The 17176-nt window shown below is 62.6% G+C and carries 16 protein-coding genes and 1 pseudogene; 7 read left to right on the top strand and 10 right to left on the bottom strand.

The annotated features are described in order from the left end of the window. Positions 1 to 12: 12 nt before the first annotated feature. Both MKK63_RS25125 and MKK63_RS25130 read right to left on the bottom strand, forming a co-directional pair. Positions 13 to 1059, bottom strand: a complete 1047-nt coding sequence (locus tag MKK63_RS25125) for a phage late control D family protein (protein WP_244006520.1) — start codon at positions 1057 to 1059, stop codon at positions 13 to 15. Continuing rightward, positions 1056 to 1469, bottom strand: coding sequence for a LuxR C-terminal-related transcriptional regulator (locus tag MKK63_RS25130; protein WP_244006522.1), 414 nt, complete (start codon positions 1467 to 1469; stop codon positions 1056 to 1058). The genes MKK63_RS25125 and MKK63_RS25130 overlap by 4 nt, the downstream gene beginning before the upstream one ends. 81 nt (positions 1470 to 1550) lie before the next feature. On the opposite strand from MKK63_RS25130, the gene MKK63_RS25135 reads away from it, so the two are divergent. From MKK63_RS25135 to MKK63_RS25150, 4 genes are all read left to right on the top strand, one after another. After that, entirely contained in the window at positions 1551 to 2159 is a 609-nt protein-coding gene (locus tag MKK63_RS25135; protein ID WP_244006524.1) for a hypothetical protein, read from the top strand. Between the two features lie 62 nt (positions 2160 to 2221). Next, on the top strand, positions 2222 to 2677 hold the full coding sequence (locus MKK63_RS25140) for a hypothetical protein (protein WP_244006526.1): 456 nt from the start codon (positions 2222 to 2224) through the stop codon (positions 2675 to 2677). Between the two features lie 190 nt (positions 2678 to 2867). Next, entirely contained in the window at positions 2868 to 3881 is a 1014-nt protein-coding gene (locus MKK63_RS25145; protein WP_244006528.1) for a hypothetical protein, read from the top strand. Between the two features lie 87 nt (positions 3882 to 3968). After that, positions 3969 to 5372 carry a helix-turn-helix domain-containing protein gene (locus tag MKK63_RS25150; RefSeq protein WP_244006530.1) on the top strand — a complete coding sequence of 468 codons (1404 nt, stop codon included), beginning with the start codon at positions 3969 to 3971 and terminating at the stop codon, positions 5370 to 5372. 369 nt (positions 5373 to 5741) lie between these two features. On the opposite strand, the gene MKK63_RS25155 is transcribed toward MKK63_RS25150, so the two are convergent. From MKK63_RS25155 to MKK63_RS25185, 7 genes are all read right to left on the bottom strand, one after another. After that, a complete protein-coding gene (locus MKK63_RS25155; RefSeq protein WP_244006532.1) occupies positions 5742 to 6581 on the bottom strand; it encodes a hypothetical protein in 840 nt (279 codons plus the stop codon). A 57-nt stretch (positions 6582 to 6638) separates the two neighbouring features. Next, positions 6639 to 7541, bottom strand: a complete 903-nt coding sequence (locus MKK63_RS25160; RefSeq protein ID WP_244006534.1) for a hypothetical protein — start codon at positions 7539 to 7541, stop codon at positions 6639 to 6641. Between the two features lie 164 nt (positions 7542 to 7705). Beyond that, entirely contained in the window at positions 7706 to 8545 is an 840-nt protein-coding gene (locus MKK63_RS32055) for a regulatory protein GemA (RefSeq protein ID WP_244006535.1), read from the bottom strand. Continuing rightward, a complete protein-coding gene (locus tag MKK63_RS25170; protein WP_244006536.1) occupies positions 8542 to 8937 on the bottom strand; it encodes a hypothetical protein in 396 nt (131 codons plus the stop codon). The genes MKK63_RS32055 and MKK63_RS25170 overlap by 4 nt, the downstream gene beginning before the upstream one ends. Before the next feature lie 68 nt (positions 8938 to 9005). Then, entirely contained in the window at positions 9006 to 10019 is a 1014-nt protein-coding gene (locus tag MKK63_RS25175) for an ATP-binding protein (RefSeq protein WP_244006537.1), read from the bottom strand. Next, positions 10016 to 12013: a Mu transposase C-terminal domain-containing protein gene (locus MKK63_RS32060; protein WP_244006538.1), complete on the bottom strand. Its 1998-nt coding sequence runs from the start codon at positions 12011 to 12013 to the stop codon at positions 10016 to 10018. The genes MKK63_RS25175 and MKK63_RS32060 overlap by 4 nt, the downstream gene beginning before the upstream one ends. Next, positions 12010 to 12186, bottom strand: a complete 177-nt coding sequence (locus MKK63_RS25185) for a hypothetical protein (RefSeq protein ID WP_244006539.1) — start codon at positions 12184 to 12186, stop codon at positions 12010 to 12012. Before MKK63_RS25185 ends, MKK63_RS32060 begins: the two co-directional genes overlap by 4 nt. A gap of 158 nt (positions 12187 to 12344) precedes the next feature. Here MKK63_RS25185 and MKK63_RS25190 point away from each other — a divergent pair, with 158 nt between their 5' ends. After that, on the top strand, positions 12345 to 12779 hold the full coding sequence (locus MKK63_RS25190; protein ID WP_244006542.1) for a hypothetical protein: 435 nt from the start codon (positions 12345 to 12347) through the stop codon (positions 12777 to 12779). A gap of 311 nt (positions 12780 to 13090) precedes the next feature. Then, positions 13091 to 13819: a transcriptional repressor LexA gene (gene lexA, locus MKK63_RS25195; protein ID WP_244006544.1), complete on the top strand. Its 729-nt coding sequence runs from the start codon at positions 13091 to 13093 to the stop codon at positions 13817 to 13819. Here the strand turns inward: lexA and MKK63_RS25200 are convergent. Continuing rightward, a pseudogene (locus MKK63_RS25200) lies at positions 13813 to 15231 on the bottom strand (ComEC/Rec2 family competence protein); the annotation flags it as partial. The gene lexA and the pseudogene MKK63_RS25200 overlap by 7 nt on opposite strands. A 59-nt stretch (positions 15232 to 15290) precedes the next feature. Here MKK63_RS25200 and MKK63_RS25205 point away from each other — a divergent pair. Beyond that, positions 15291 to 17126, top strand: coding sequence for a recombinase family protein (locus MKK63_RS25205; RefSeq protein ID WP_244006546.1), 1836 nt, complete (start codon positions 15291 to 15293; stop codon positions 17124 to 17126). Positions 17127 to 17176 lie beyond the last annotated feature (50 nt).

The following is a 17176-nucleotide window of genomic DNA, read 5'->3' on the forward strand; positions in this document are numbered from 1 at the left end:
CCCGACCGGCGGTTACGGGTCGATCGAGGTTTCCACGATGGTCACCCACCCGCCGTCAGGGTTCACGTCGTGGGTCACGATGGTGGAGATCCACGCCGCGTCATCGATCTCGGGTCCGAAGCCGACACATTTCACGGGGGCATCGGCCACGGCCTCGGGGCGGCCGTAGGAAGTGAACATTCCCGTCCCAGAGTTTGCCGCCCACGCCTGCGCTACTGCTGTGGCGGCCCGCTCCGCGCCTTCCTTGGAGCCAAAGGGATGCGGGAGAACGTCGCCGTCCTTCCCCTGCCCCTCCGTCTTCTCTGCGCTCTCAAGGCGGCCATCTTCGGTATTGAGGAAGCTGGCCGTTACCTTTTGGTACTGGAACCGGGGCTCCAGCTCCACGTCGAACTCGTAATTTTCATCGTACTTCAATATCGTGCGCGGGAGATCTTTTCCGCTGACGCTCTGCTTCGAATAATCTTTCAGAATGAGGACTTTGTTGTCCTGAACTTTGATATGCGCGCCGTTCGCGTCCGCTAGCTCGCTGGCGAAATCAATCGCGCTCTGGTTCCAACGCAGCAGGTAGCCGCCGGGGATCTCAAGCTTCGCGATGTCCGGATGGACGTCTACGGACTGGCCGGTCGAGCGAAATATGCTCTGGAACACGTCGCTCATCGTGTAATGGCCGTTCTCCTTGTCGAAGTGCTGGCTATCGACGGCTTTGAAATGCTCTACGAGGTTCGCTGATCGACAGATCAGGTGAAGCTGCTGTCCGCGCTTGGGAGAGCCGAAGATGTGTGTGCGCTGGAAGGTGTAGTAGCCGACAAGCACCACATCTGTGTTCGACCATCCGAGCCGCACTCGGAACGGGGTGCCGTCGTTCGGCAGCGGCATGTAAGGCGGCTTCCGAGTGAACATGAAGATAGCTTCGTCGCTCACGTCGGACGCGCGGTCGATCAGCTTCACGCCAATCAACCGGCTGCCCCAGGCTTTCAGCATGTCCTCTTCATTGGGACCGGTGACCTGGAGGAATGGAACGCGATAGTTCGTCGAGGTCCCAAGCGGTCCACTGCTCATGCTTGCGTCTCCTTCAGGGAAAGGACCTCGCGGCGCATCCTGGCGCGATGGTTCTCGACGGTGCGGCTGCTGACACGGACGGCGCAAGCTATGTCGCCCGTACTAAGGCCCGCCGTGATGAGCCTGCGCAGGTGCTGCGCCCTGGCCTCGCGGTCGCGCAGGTAGGCGCTCTCGGCCGCCACCGGGAAGCGCACATGATCGCCCCGGCGCAGGTCGTTACGCAGCACCTCGACAAGCTGCGCCATCGCGCTCGCGTCGAGGATCTGACGGAACGGGTGTGCGTCCGACAGCAGAGCGACGACGCTGAGGCTGACCCTCTTGCCTGTGCAGGCCTGGCGCACCCGCCGCGCCAGCTCAGGGCCGCCGATCTGCTGGATCAGGCTGAGGATGTCTCTCGCGCTCGCCGACATGACTGTCCTTGCCGGGCCCCCGTATCCGTGTTGGACTGATGCGCGTGACCGTCACGTTGCGGCAGGGGGAAGAGCTTCCCCTTGTGCCGCTTCGATCCGCTGCGCTGTGATTGGCGGATGGCCAACGACAGGCAGTCTGACCCGACCGAAGCGTTTCAGCACGGCGAAGCGCTTCGCCGTCCCGGGATCGGGGGGCAGAGTTACCCTGCGGCCCTGCTATCGCGACGGGCCCGGCGAGGGCTCAAAGCGCATCTTCGAGAAACAGCCCGTGGAACGGCATTCAGCCATTTCAGCTATCATCGCGCCCGAAATTTCTTGAAGGTGAAATTGAAGGTCCTGAGGCGATCTGAGGGGGTATCTGTGAGCGAAGCGTCATCCACGCCCCAGGATCTGTCCGCGTTCGCCCGCTTGCTTGGGCGCCCCGACGATGCCGATGAGGCGGCGATCGTCGGCGAGATCGGGCGCAGGCAGATGCCGTGGCCGGAGATAGCCAGAGCGCTTGGCCTGGATCCCGACACGTCGCCGGCCGGGTGCCTCGTGGAGATCGAGCGGGTGAAGGCCGAACAGGCCGCCGAGGTCGAGCGGCTCAATGCGGAGATCGATGCCAACCTGGAGCGGACCCGCGCGGCGCGGGTCAAGATCCTGATGCTTGAGGCGATCCGCGAGGCGCGGGACACCCTCCATCTGTGAGGGCGGGTTTCCCGGCGCGCCGTTCCGGCGGCGGGCCAGGCTGTTTGACATCGTGAAGTCCGATGGCGCGCGAGATCAACCGAAAGCGGCTGACGCGCCTTTTCGAGCTGCCCGACGGTGCGGCCGATGCCGAGATCGTGGAGAAGATCCGGTTGTTCTGTGGCCGGTTCGACGGCTGCGCCCGAACCTTCGTTCTACCGGACGAGCTCGACTTGCGCAGCTGTCTCTATGCTCTGTGGGACTGCATGTGGGACGATCGGGAGTTCAGCGAAGCGGCCGACAGTCAGCTAGACGTTGAGATCGAACGGCTGAAGGCGGCGAACAACGAGAGGCTGCACAGGATCCATTCTCGCTACTCGATGCTGGAGCTGATCATCGAAAGCGCCCGCAACCAAACTGAATGGGAGGATCCCTCTGTGATCACGGCGCGGCGCAAGGAACAGGTGCTCGCGAAGAAGGAGGCAGCCAGAGAGAGGCAGCGTCAGAAGAAGGCCGCTGAGGCCGCCGGGAGGACGTGACCCCTCCTACCCGCATTTGGGCAGTGCCTCGATTTCGACCGGCGGCATAGCTTCGATAGTGGGAGGCAACAGATCATGCAATATGCGATTGCCATCGGCCTTCGCCGATACCAATTCAAGCGCGAGGATACCCAGTAGGCCTCTGAACATGTACGCCAATTCGGCTGCTGGCTCTAAACAAGGATCTGTGATGCCGCTAGATTTCAAGGCTATGACGCAAAGTCTTGATGATTGTTTTAATGAAAGTGGCGTACGTGATCTTAGAGAATTCATTGGAAGTCATGCAACTGCAAATAAGTGGATCGTTTCAAGCGATTTTAATACGGACCCTGTCGAAACAGTTCATGATGTATATGCGTTCGCTTGTTATCCAGTCGAGCGTGGCGTAGACGAACTTAGGAGAAAAATAATCGAAGCCCTCCCGCGTGATTTTAAAAAGACCAGGGAAATATCGGAATTGCAGAGAAAATTCTTCGAAGATCGGCCGTGCTACTGTTTTGTTTTCATAATTAATCGTGACACAAAATATTTGAGGACAGGCAGCAATGATGCTGACCTGGTTGCGGCTAGAAACTTGATTGATTTCACTATTGAACAGTTGCGAGGGAATGGGACCGGGCAGTCGTACATAGATCAGTTGCTAAGACTCAAACAGGATGCTCTGCGTCGCAACTTTTCTATTTCTTTATTTGAGAAGTTGCTTCTGTTAAGCTTGTTCAATGCATATGTTTGTTGGAAATTGGCGTCCAACACGAAGTTGGATCTTATTAGTTGCTTCCCAGATAGAGATAAGATGACCGAGTATCAAGATGGGTTGTTCTATTCCCTGACGTATATAAATTATCATTCTTGTTGGCAAACTCTGTTCCCGCTTGATCAGCTGCCGCAGCTCAAGTTTCCTGAGCCGAAAACCGACAATCCAGGCTTGAGACAATTAACGGATGATCTCATTCGAGTGCCGGATTTTCTATCAGCCGTTGTTGCGAGATGGGATCTGCGCGCTAACCGGGTAATTAAACCAGAAAATGCGACCATGCGCGCAATGAAGCGGTATGTAGATTTAATAAGGCATTGGCACGCAGACAATCAAGATATTTGGATGTGCAATCCTCGTATCCAAGAGGATGGGTACATCGTGGGACGGCAGGTCGTGAGCAAGGCCAGAAGGCGTCGCAAAAACGGTGACAAAGCCAAGGAGCGATAACCGCTTCGCTTGTGTCGGAGACGCCCTACATTCGACAGGCAAACGTCGCATCCTATCTCGCGGGCGTGCAATCGACGATGCTGGTGGTTGATCCTGCTGCCGGGCACGTCGATCCGCAATCGAGATTTGTTCTCAGAGGTTGTGCTGATGAGAGGCAAGGCAATAGAAAATATTACTATTGAAGACATCGAAATATTGATTTCAGATGGGGCGGTAGAAGACCGGCGCCTTGAGTACAAGGTTGATATTCAGGTCAGCGAAAAAGAACAAAAGCGTCAACGAAAAATCGACCCTAACTGTATCCCAGTCGATCGATCGTGGGTGAAGGGTAGTAAACTAAGCGACTATGGGCGGGATGCCCTCTCGGAAGAGATAGTGGCTTTCGCCAACGCAGATGGTGGAACGCTCGTTCTTGGAATGGATGAGACGAAAGACGCTCCGCCGCGCGCCGAAAAGTTGAACCCGCTGCCTGATGTCGCTGGCCTTGAGAGGCGACTGCGCGATGTGCTTCTGAGCTGTGTGGAGCCTCGACTGCCTTACGTTGCGGTGCGGGCGATACAAACGGAACCTGATGGCTCGGGTGTTGTGGTCATTGAGGTTGGAGCTTCGGCTCTCGGGCCGCACTGGGTCGTCAAGACGCGCCGTCCTACCATTCGTAGGGAAGATCGATGTGTTCCTCTCTCTATGTCCGAGGTTCATGACATGGTTCTAAGGAATGCTCGGGCATTTGAAACGGCAACATCCCGTTTAGAGGCAATTCGATCTGACTTCGAGGCCAATTTTGTCTATAAAATGTGCTTGCAGATACCATATGCGCATCTGAGATGGGATCGTGCTGAATTGTCAGCGTGGTTGGATCCGCTGGGTCGCGCGGCATTGGGCGCGCAAGTAGTCATTATGCCTCATTATGATCTATCTCTTCCCAGATTTGAAACGATGGCAGGTCTTTTACCTGCCGACGATGCTTTGTCGATTTGGGTTCAGGGCAAGGAACATAAGCAACAATGGATGTATATCTATAGCATGATGCAAGGCTACGAACGACGGATTTTAGGCGGTGTTTCTGCTCAGCAGACGGGCGGTTTTGACAAGCATATCGAGATACATCGCAGCGGCCGGATTTTTGTCTCCTTCATGCAGCATCGAGAGATCGAGAAATGTACCTGCAGGGCTGACTTGATTGTGGGAATGGTTGCGTTTGCTCTGGGAGTTTATGATCGTTTGCGCGCGCGCAGTAGTTATCCGAGCGCGCCTGCTGAAGTTGGGTTAAATATCGCCACTAACGGAGTTGTCGGTGTAGGGCAGTATTCGGGATTTGGTTTCAATTCATCATACGGAAAGCTAGATGAAAATGTTGACTTCGATCGGTATACATTCGGAGATGCGCAAGAGATATCCATGCTTCTGAACGAAGTGGCGTCCGATCTTTTCAATGCTGCTGGACAGCCGGCGGCCAGCTTGCCGAAGGCGGTTTGGAGCGATCCTCACTGATCGTTCGGTGTTGCTGATTGTTCAGAGGAGGCTCCTGCGCTGGAAAGGAGCTTCAGTCCTCCCGGCGTACTGCCGGCAGGAACCGTCAGTGACAAAAGGCGTGATTGCCTAATGGTGCCAAGGCCGACCACGGAGGTAGGTAAGCGCCGAGCAGCTCGCGTATCGATAATCTGCGGAGGTTTGGTAGGTGCATAGGGTGATGCGCTAGATCTGTAGACGTAGGGCAGCTTTATACCCTTTGCACCAGTAAATGGTAGGCGGGATGACGGTACTAATTTCCGGGGTGATGACTCCCGCCGAGCGATCGTAGTGCGCCCTTCTTGCATTTCAGAAGCGTCCCGAATTCGACCGGTAGTTCCGCAGCCTACATCAAGCGCTAACCTCGCGCAGATTTCGGGAAAGTCCGACCATAAAATGCTTTACATGTTCAATGACGTTGCGTGCTTCCGTCTCATCGTATGTCGCATGGCCATGAGAGACGTGATTGCGCCACCCGTCTTTGAAGAAAGTAATTTCCCTTGCGGCAGTTGAATAAAATCGAAGTTTCTCGCTCTTGTCAGGCCCGGACGGAAGCGTTTTTCCAAGCGATTTGATCTGCGCCTCGATCTGATCAATCACGTTTTGCCAATTCTGTGCCCCGAAATCCTTGCTGAGATCTTGTGCTAGGGACCTCAGTCCGTGCTCTACGACGCGCATCGAGTGAAAAACGCTAGCGGTATTGTTCTCATTGCAATAGCAATCAAGGGCATAGAACACATCTGGCACGCTTGAGGGAAACGCCTCTAGGACAGGAGCCCAATCGGTCTTCCAATTGCCAAAAAGCTCGATTTTCTTTTTGTCGTACAGGAAGAAAAGGCGTGGATTTACGGCGTCTTCGAACGCCTCTCGCGTTGCTCTCAACTCAGCTTGAAACTCGTAATGCTGTATCGGACGCTCAAGGCGTTTTTCGAAATGCTTTATGCGTTGTCGTACATTCGCGTCATCTAAGACAACGGCCCATCGTGTGCACGATTTGAGCCAGCCGTGCATATTAGCTATATCATCGTCCGAAACGTATCTTGAATTCGTGTCAGGGTTTGGGCTTCTTCGAGGATCGATGCCTCTGTCCGCAAGCTCCTCGCGTTCTCGCACGATCAAGCCGCGCTTGATCTCATCGACGGTGAGCTGTTTAATCAGGCTACATAGGGTCCCGATCTGGCAGTTGTACATGTTCTCGATCCACAGAGGTGAAACCGTTGGGATGAGAAACAGATCGGCGCGCGCTGTTCAAACGAGGCGTTGTCGCAACACCGGCTCCAGCAGCTCATCAATCAGCCGGCCGGCCCCGGCGACCGTCAGCGTCGCGATGCCGCCCGCGTAGCCAAGCCAGTTGTCCAGCGCCTCGGGCCTGTCGTCGCCGCCACGGTCGCACCATAGCCGCCAAATCAGGTTCACCTGCGGCTGTGTGATGTAGCCGGCCACGCCCGGAACGCGCGGCGGCGAGTTGCGCATGATGTAACCGTTGGCCATGTGCGCGGCTTGGAGCCGGTTGAAGCCCGGGACGTCGAGGGAACGCGTGCGGCTCACGCCGCCGCCGATCGCCACCATGTTGTTCTGGTGGTCGATCTGACCGATGCCGAGCTGGTACCGCGCCTCGTGGATCGCGCCGACCGAATGCCGGTCCATTAGTTCCCTGTCCGGCAGGCTCCATGGCAGGCCGAGCCGGATCAGGTAGCTGGCCACGCGAACGAACCCAGCGCCATCGATCCAGTCCGGCCGATCGACGCCGGCCAACTCGGCTAGGACGGCGGCATAGTACCGGTCGCTCATCCCGAGCTGGCGGCGGCTCCGGTCCAGGAACTCACGATAGTCGGCCGACACGCCCGGCAGGCGCGGATCGCGGAAGCCCCAGCCGTAATAGCAGTCCATCACCGCGTCGAAGCGGGCGCGTGAAACCCGAAGAAGCGGCCCACCGTCGAGGAACGCGGCGAACATGGGCACGAACACCGCCTCGTGGCACAGCCCACTCTGCACCGCGCGGTGCAGCAGCAGGAAGTCCTGCGGGCCAACCTCCGCGCCTAGCTCGGCCTGCTCGGCCGCCAGAAGGAAGCGGAAGGCATTGCCGTCGAGTGCATCGCGCATCGCTCCTGGCAGGCTCGACACGCGGATGTCCCGCTTGCCGGCGGCCAAGCACCTTCGCTGTCCGCACCTCTAGGACAGCGCCGAACCACGGCTCCTCGCGGCCCTTCGCGAAGGCGACGGCGATCTGCTGCATGTCGTTGCACGTGATCCCGGCCACCTTCGCGGCCAGCTCGACGGAGACGTAGCCGCCGATCGCGGCCTCGGGCGTGGTCTCAAGCATGGCTCGCCTCCCGCTTGCCCTTGCGGGCCTTCATGGTTTTCAGGGCCGTGATGACCTTCCCGGCTCCGGCCGAGGTCAGGAAGCGCAGCGAGGATGCGCCGTGGTAGCGATCCAGCCAGGTGTTCAAGCCGGCTTCAACACCCGCCTCGCTCTCGGCAGTCGGACTGGTCCACTCGCGCCAAAGCGTGCGGATCAGATCCACCTGTTCGGGCGAGGCGAAGCCCGCCCGGCGGCCGAAAACGGGCGCGGCCGGTACGACCTGCGCGCGATCGAAGCCCTCGGCCTCCAGGAAGGCCATGATCAGATCGACGCCGCGCCGGTCGAGGTCGGCCGCCGAGACGACGCCGCCGAAGTCCTGAAGGATGGCGTGCCAGCGCCGCTCCACCATCTCGACGCGCTTGCGAGCGACTTGGAGCAGCCGGAGCTGCGCGGGCGAGATCTCGCGGCGAGCGGCATTGAAGGCGACCACGTCCAGGCCGCGCCGCTCCCATCGCGCCAGCAGATCGAGCAGCCCGCGGCCGACGAGATCGCGCAGATCGGCGACGCCGCCATGGCCGCGCAGGTCTGCCGCGTGGACGTGCGGCGTGAGGCCGAGCTGGCGCGCGGCTTCCTCAATCAGTTTGCGGGCACGGGCCGAAATGATCGGCCGCTGGCGTGAGCGGAAGCCGGTCACGGTGAGGTGGTCCAGCAGTCTGTCGAGCCCGGCGGCGGTGAGATCCTCGATCCGGTCAGCACCGCCGTAGTGGCGCAGCACCTCGGTGAAGTCGGCCGCTTCGGGCAAGGCCGCCGCGCGGGCGCGGTCCAGGAGCTTGAGTTGTGCGGGCCGGATCACCGCGCACCTCCAACATCGCGCGTGGCCTCAGCCTGTTCGTCCAATGCCTCCAGGCGCGCAGCCATCGAGCGCAGGCAATCGATGACGATGTGCGAGGCCGTGGTGAGCGGGCTATCTGGTCCGTCCTCCACCACTGCCTTTTCGAAGAGGTAGACGAGGCCGCGCAGGTTGTGGCCGACCATATAACTGTCGCTCACGAGGCGGCGCAGCTCGCCGATCCGTGCGGCCAGGATCCTCGTCTCGGCTTCCAGCGCTGCACGATCGTCCCGCCAGCGCTGGAGCAGATCGTCCGGGACCTGTGGCAGAACGACGCGTCCGGTAGGATCTACCCGCATGGATCGCGGGATGCGCGGCGTCGGATCCGCCGCGATGGGGGATGCTTGGGCTGCCATGATGCTTGCCTCGTCTCTGGGGTGACCGGCCGGGTTGGCCCCAACTCGGGGTACGCAACGAAAGGGGATCAGCGCTTCCGGGGCAGGCGTTTGAGGCTGCTCTGGCGTTTGACCTGTGGGGCGGGCGAAGCTCTCGGCCCCTCAAGGTCGCGCTGGAAATGCGGGAAGGTCATGAGGGCCGCCCGGATGTCGACGGCGTGGACCATTTTGCTGTGCCGCTCACGCGCGAGGGCGCGAGCCACCGGCAGCACCTTGCCGAGGCCGTCCGCGTGGCGAGCGCTGGCGAGATCCCGGCACAGCCGGAACGCGTCCATGCCCTCCACCTCGTAGCGGCTGGCGATCAGGTCCGCGTCCGTCTCCAGGATGCAGTCGATCTCCTCCCGGATCGGGAGGCGGCGGGCGATCTGCTGGATGGCGGCTTGGCTGGAGCTGACGAGCTTGATCACTTCGTCGTTGCCCACGAAGACCATCTGAATGCGCGCCTGTTCGCTGATGGTGAGCAACTCGCGCGCCGAGCGTAGCGTGAGGTTCTGCGCCTCATCGAACAGCATGACGGGCGCGAAGCACGCTTCCCGGCACAGGCGCTTGAGGGTTGCAGCGATGCTGTAGGCCGGGCGCACGCCGAGGTGCGGTGCGACCTCTTCGAACACCGCCATGGTCGAGGCGCCCATCACGCTCGACACGGTGACGAGCCCGACAGACGGCCCCTCAAGGGTGCTGGAACGGCGCACCGCTTCCTCCAGGGCGCGTGTTTTGCCGACGCCGGGCGAGCCGATGATCAGGGCGTTCTGGCCGAAGCGCAGGCAGCGGTCGATCGCACCGTGGATGAGGTTGGCCGCCGAGGTAGAGACGAAGGGCGTCTCCCAGATGCCCTGCTCTCGCCGCCGCGCTTCGATCGCAGCCCGCCGCTCGGCCTCGGCGGCCGCGCGCACCTTCTCAGCCTCTCGCTCAGCCCTCTCGCGCAGGAAGGCTTCGACAGCCTCGCGGTCCCGCCGCTCGTGCTCGGCGTGCATCCGCTCCAGCATCTCACGATCAGCGGGATCGTTTGGGTCGAGCCCAGCCCAAGGGCGCAGCTCGCTCATGGTTTCCCCCTCAGCATCTGCGTGCGAGCAAGGGCGGCGTGGATCTTCGCCTCTTTCTCCGCGCGCTCGCGCTTCTTGCGATCGACCGGGTTCTCCAGGACCTGCCGGCCCATCTCGGCCATCGTGGACGCGAGGCCGATCGTGCCCTTGCTCTCCGGCACGGGCGGTGCCGGCTGACGGGCAGCGGACGCGATCATCTCCGCGGGCACGTCGAGATCATCGATCTCGCTCGCAGCGGCGGCGATGTCGGCCAGTGCTAGCCCCTTGCGCCGCGCGGCCTCGCGCGCACCGCGTGGGTCAAGCCGGGCATAGACAGGATCTGGGCGGGCGATGCCGATCAGCGCGCCCTGCATCGTCAGCACCGGGACGGCATCCCAGGTGACGAACTTCGGCAACTGCACGCGCACACGCTGGCCGCTCAGACCCGCGAGCTGGTCACAGAAGTACACGCCGCCATCGAACCGGATCTTGCCGTCCGTAACGATGCGCGTGCCCTCGGTGGAGAAGGCCATCAGCAGCGCATCGGCGTCCGCATCAGTGCGCTGCCAGCCCTCTTTGACGGCGCGCCCATAGGAGACGGCCGGCGACAGGCCGCGCAAATCGCCCTTCTGAGGGTCGCTGTTGTAGTAAGCCAGCAGCCCCTCGAACCGGGCGCAGAACTCATCGAAGGTTCCGTCGAAGGGATCTGGTGCGCGCCCGAGGTTGCCCGAGCGGGTCTTCATCCGGTCGCCGCCGATGTAGCCTTTCACCGGAGCCAGGATCTTCTGCTCCAGGACCCGGAACGAGCCCTCCAGAATGCCTTTGGCCGCTGCATTGTAAGGCGCCGCCCTCGTGATCCCGCCGCCCTGCCCCGACCGGCAGTCGAGATTGGTGAGCTTGATGGCGTCGCGCACGAAATCGGCGAAGGCGTATTCCGAGCCGTTGTCGAGGTAGAGGTGAGCCGGCATGCCCCAGTGCGGATCCTGGGTCATGGCGACGAAGCTGCGGATTAGATCGGCGTTGCGGACGGCAGTGCCTGGCTCGCACAGCACCAGGTCCAGGCGCAGGCGGCGGTTCGCGGCATCGAGCCAAGCGATGCCCTTGGGCGTGGCGAGTGAGCCATCCTGCCGCCGCACGTACACATCGAAGTGGTGCACGTCGCCGTAGACCACCTCCATGGGCGCGAGACCGGCAGAGGTGAGCCGCACCCGCGGCCGGGCGTTGTCCCATTCCTTCGCGTTGGTGCGGTATTCGTGGACGCGACGAGCATCCCGGCCGGCCTCGATGACGTGCTTCGGGAGCTGGCAAGCCGACAGGTTGGCTTCGTAGTCTCCGATGCCCGCCTGGGCCGTCAGCTCGGCCAGGCGCTCGGATGCGAGGCGCACGACGCCGCTGTAGCTAGTGCCGTTGCCCCAGAGGGCGCGGATGTACCGCTGGATCGTCCCGGCGATCCGCTCGCGGGTGTCATCGTCCAGGGCAACGGTCGCGGCATCCCAGCGACGGGTGATGATCGGTAGGCTCTCCGGCTTCACCTCGCGGCGCTTGCGCACGAGGCCGCGGATACCGCCAGCCGTCGCCTTGCTGACCTTGCGCTCGATGTCGCGCAGGCTCGGTGAGAACCAGCGCCCGTTCGGACCGCACACCTCAACGCCAGCCAGCGCCTTGATCGCCGACCGGCGCTCGCGCGAGCCTTTCGGATAAGCCAGTGCAGGACGAAGGAAATAGGCCCACCACTCGGCCGCTTGGACGGCCTTTGCAGAGGAGTTCAAAGAGCCTTCAACAGGCGTTTGGGCGGTTTGAATGCGGAGCTGAAGCTCAGGAGGGAGGCTGTCGACGCGTATTTCGTAGCGGACGCCGGAATGACCGCCCCGGCCATATGACTGGCGAACGGCTAAGATCGTGCCGCGCCACGTTTCGCGGCGTCCGCGATAGAAATTCCGGCATATCTTGTGAAAAGCTTGCCTGGAAATCCCGACTAGCGGAGCAACGGTGCTTGCGCTGACGTGCTCAGTCACAGCGCGAACTCTTGCTCTCCGAGGGCATCTTTTATCGCTTCGTCGATCAGCGCACGGCTGCGCTTGCTGAAGCGCTCACCCTTCAAAGCCTTATCGACTGTTTGTCTATTAACGCCCTTCCCGATACACCACTGATTGAGAGTGGTGCCTTGGGCGACGAAGCCCGCTCTCACGGCTCTGTACAGATCCGTGGACCCTATGATGGCAACAGGGAGAGCGCGCTTGATCCGGTGCATGCTGCACAGGATTGCGCTTAAACAAGCGTATGTCAACGCCGCTAGACGAAGATGCGCTGGTTCGGTCGCTTCGAGAGGTCATCAAGGCGAAGAAGGTGTCGCTGCGCACTATCAGCGAGCATCTTGGCGTTCCATACAGGTCGGTTCAGAACTACGTGGGCGGTGAGACCCGGATGCCCGCAGACTTTCTGCTGAACGTCTGCGCCTTCATCGGCATTGAGCCGGAATATTTGATGCACGGTGATTTCTATCTCCGTGAAAACGACCTCTATGACGCTCTCGCAAAAGCATTGGAACGTGCGAACCTGATTGAACCTCCTATGCTGGCTCGCGCGGGGCGTCCGCTTACCCACGATGAGCAGGCGGCATACGAAGAGAGGCTTCGCATCCTCGATCTCGTGACAACTCTCACGAGCGAGCAATACGAGCGCTTCCGGCGGGAGTGGCTTCAACGAAAGGATGGAGGGCGTATGGGCCGCCGAGATCTAAGAGGTCGGCGCGGCCGTGGGGCTGGCAAGGTTGACGAATAGGTTTACCAATCAGCCCGATGCTTCCACGAGGGTTACCAAAACACCCAGCGTGGCCAAAAGGTTACCTGAAACTGGCGATTTGATCTGAGACCCAGGAGGGTTCCCAATCAGTGCCGCCTAAGTGTCTTGAAGAGCTCGGTTTTTCGACCGCTTCGCCAATCAGCGATCACAGACTCCCCGCCAAATCGGCTTCGCCGCCCCACAGCGTGGCCATAACGTGCTTGCAGAACACTTGCGGAACGTTTAACCTGTTCGCGATTTGTTTCAGAGGCCGCCCCGGGGCGGTCCGCAAAGCCGCGAGGCCCCCGTCGATGCTCACGCGCAAGCAGCTTGACCTCCTGCGGTTCATCCAGAGCCGCGTTCAGGAATGCGGCGTTCCCCCCTCCTTCGACGAGATGAAGGATGCGCTCGATCTCAAGTCGAAATCGGGCATCCACCGGCTGATCACGGCCTTGGAGGAGCGCGGCTTCCTGCGCCGGCTGCCGAATCGGGCGCGCGCCATCGAGGTGATCCGCATCCCCGAAAGCATGGCGCAGGCGGCGGCACCCACTCCGGAGCCGCGCCGCTTCACCCCGAGCGTGGTTGAGGGCGGAAAGTCCCGACAGCCGGCGACGCCTCCCATGCAGGCGAGCGCACGGATGATCGACGATTCCGGCCGGGCCATCTCGATCCCCGTCATGGGTCGGATCGCGGCCGGGACGCCGGTCTCGGCGATCCAGAACCAGAGCCATGCCATCACGCTCTCGCCGGACTTCCTCGCGGGCGGCGAGCACTACGCCCTGGAGGTGCGCGGCGATTCGATGGTCGAAGCAGGGATCCTCGACGGCGACCTCGTGGTGATCCGCAAGCAGGACACCGCCAATACCGGCGACATCATCGTGGCGCTGATCGACGACGAGGAGGCGACGCTCAAGCGCCTGCGCCGCCGCGGCTCTTCGATCGCCTTGGAGGCCGCCAACCCGGCCTACGAAACGCGCGTTCTGGGCCCCGATCGGGTCCAGATCCAGGGGCGGCTGGTGAGCCTCGTTCGCCGCTACTGAAGGGGTTCGTCGGGGGCGTCGATCGCGACGTCCGCCGCCGGGGCCTGCAGCGTTTCGGGCTGCGCCATGCCGCCGGCCGCCGCGATGGGGGGATCCGCCGTCGGTTCGAGATTCGTATGTGCAGGCCTCGGACGCCAGGGGGCGGACCGGTCGTCACCGTGGGCGCTGCGTACGGTAAACCCGTTTCCAACAGCACGCAGAGCGACTGCCCCGTGCGTGGCTAGCACCCGGCGGTCGATCACCAGAGGCCCCGCGCAGTTTGGCGGCGCCGTGAGGCTCGTGATCAGCACCGTGGCCCGGGCGCAATCCTCTGGGAAGGCGCGCCGGTCGCGGACCAGGGCGACGGCCCGTCCGTCCGGGAGAAGCGCGGTACAGCCGAGCCGGTCGCAGCGACCGCCGGGCGCCGCGCCGGAGCCGCGGTCGAGCCGCCGCCCGTCGCCATCCGCCTTCAGCCACTGCTCCAGCACGAAGCCCGAAGGGCTGCCGAGGATCGCGAGCTGTCCATCCGGGCCACGGACCGCGGCACCCCAGCCCTGCCGGTCGACATAGAGATCGTGGTGCTCCGGGTGGACCATCAGGCCGAGACCGAGCAGGATGGGCGGCAGGGCAAGCCAGCGGATCTGCGAAACCGGTAGCGTCGCCAGGAGCAGCGCTGTCGTGAGGGCGGCGAGAGCCCCGGTGCCGAAGGCCGGCACCACCACGCTGGCCCGCTCGAACCCGGCGATCCAATGCGAGATCGCCAGCATACCGCCCACCGCCTGCCCCATCAGCCACCAGACCGGCCGGTCGAGGGCGAAGGGATAGGCAAGGCACCCGATCACGGCCGAGGGCATCACCACCAGCGAGACGAGCGGCAGGGTCAGCGCGTTACCGATAAGGCCGAAGGGCTGGACCGTCTGGAAATGGTAGGTGGCGAAGGGGGCGGTGGCGATCTGCGCCACCAGGGTCGTGGCCAGGGTGCCGACGATCCCCGAGAGGCCGGTCCCGACGAGCCGTCCGATTCGCCCCGCCCCGGGCCGCACGAACAGGCGCCCGTCGATCAACCGCGCACAGGCGATCAACCCGGCCACCGCGCCGAACGACATCTGGAAGCTCGGGCCGAGCAGCCCTTCCGGTTCGCGGGCCAGGGCGATCAGGGCGGCCACTGCGAGGTTGCGCATCGACAGGGCGGGTCGGTCCGCGAGGATCGCGCCCAGCATGATCAGGGTCATGATCAGCGAGCGCTCGGCGGCGATGTCCCAGCCCGAGAAGGCGCAATAGCCGCTCACCCCCACCATGGCGAAGCCGGCCGCGATCTTCTTGATCGGCCAGAACACGGCGCAGTGGGGGATCAATGCGAGGAAAGCCCGCACCAGCCAGAACACCACGCCAGCGGCCAGTACCATGTGGAGGCCCGAGATCGAGACAACGTAGGTTTGACTAGGCCGGCTTTTGGCGTACGCAGGTTCGAACAGAAAGCCTGGACGTCGCCATGGGACATGAGACCGCCAAGAAGCCGCCGCCTCCGGCGCGGGCCTATTCCTACATCCGCCTGAGCTCGAAACGGCAGGCCAACCACGACGACCGCACGCGGTACCGGGACGGATTTCGGCGACAGGTCGAGATGCGTGAGGACTACCTCAGGGAGAACCCCCACCTCACGCTCGACGACACCCTGAAGCTGCACGACATCGGGGTCTCGGGCTACACCGGAGCGAACGCCGCCAGGGGTGGGCCCGGCAAGCTCGCCGCCTTCCAGAAGGCGGTTGACGACGGCCTCGTGCCCAAGGGGTCCTACCTGCTGATGGAGAGCCTCGACCGCTTCACGCGGACGCAGGTCACGACGGCGCAGATGATGCTGCTGGCTCTCGTGAACGCGGGGATCATCGTCGTCTCGCTCACCGACCGAATGGTCTACCGCAACGAGCCGGACGACCAGGCGAGCCAGGCCAACTTCATGTTCTCGGTCATGACCCTCATGCGCGGGCATGAGGAATCCCGGATGAAGTCGATCCGGTTGCAGAAGACCTGGGAGGAGAAGCGCAGGACGATCGGCACCCGCAAGCTGACCAAGCGGGTCCCCGGGTGGCTCAACCTCGTCGACGACAAATTCATCGAGAACCCGAAACGGGTCGATGTGGTCAGGCGGATCATGGGCTGGCTCGCCGACGGCCATGGCCGCGACCGGATCGCCGAATTCCTGAACAAGGATCCAGACCCGGACACCCATTGCTGGGGGAAGGGCCACCAGTGGCACGGCGGCACCGTCCAGAAGGTGACCGACAACAGGGCGCTCATCGGCGAGTTTCAGCCGCACAAGCTCGCCTTCGAGGAGGTGAACGGCGTCCGGGTCTCCCGGCGCGTGCCAGTCGGGGAGCCCGTCCTCGACTACTACCCCCGGGTCATCGACGAGGAGCTCTGGGCCCGGGCTAGGGCGGTGGCGGACAAGCGCCGCATGGGCAAGGCACCCAACGCCGGCGGCCGGCAGGGCACCGTGATCTCGAACCTGTTCGGCATGGTCGCGACGTGCGCGGACTGCGGCAGGCTGATGAACTACAGGGATCGCGGGCCCCGGTCGACGCCGGTCCTGCGTTGCTCGGGGGAACGCTCGGGCAACTGCACGAACACCTATCGGATCCCCTACGACGATAACCAGAACGCCATCCTGAGCTGGCTCGTCACCCTCGACCTGTCCGGCGGCTCGAAGGGCGAGGCCGCACGCCTCGACGATCTCCTGCGCACCAAGGTCGCCATGCGGGCGGAGCTCAAGGAGCGCGGCTCGGCGATCGTCCGGAAATTCCGGGAGTTCATGGAATACGCCGACGAACCCTTGCGTGAGATCGCCGCCGAGCAAGCGAGGCTCGACCGGGAGATCGTCGATATCTCGGCGACGCTGACCGCCCTCAAGGCGACGAACGCCTTGGACGAGCGCGTCGAGGCCGTCGGCGAGCTCATCAGGCTCACCCGGAACAGGGCCGCCGCGACGACCGAGCCGGAGATCAAGGCCGCCGATGAGGAGAGCTTCATGGGCCGGACCCGGATGCGCCAGATCATCCGTGACACCTTCACCGCGATGCGCTGCCACCCCGACGGGCGCATCGAGATCGACACCATCGACGGCGGTCGGCACCTGTTCCGCGACGGCTACTGGTGGAACGAGGAGTACAAGGGCTGGATCCCGTGGGCCGGCGCGATGTTCGGGATGGGCTACCGCGCCACCAGGGCCGAGCTCCGGCGTCGCGGGGAATGGCTCGCCAAGGCAGAGGCCGCCCACCCGCCGATGTACTGGCAGGATGTGGAGAGGGCGAAACGAACCGGATCCGGTTAGGCCGAGCACCTGACGCGACGATGCTTCCGGCGGTGACGCCGGGACCGCCA

The organism is Methylobacterium sp. J-088 (assembly GCF_022829295.1).
Lineage (GTDB): Bacteria > Pseudomonadota > Alphaproteobacteria > Rhizobiales > Beijerinckiaceae > Methylobacterium.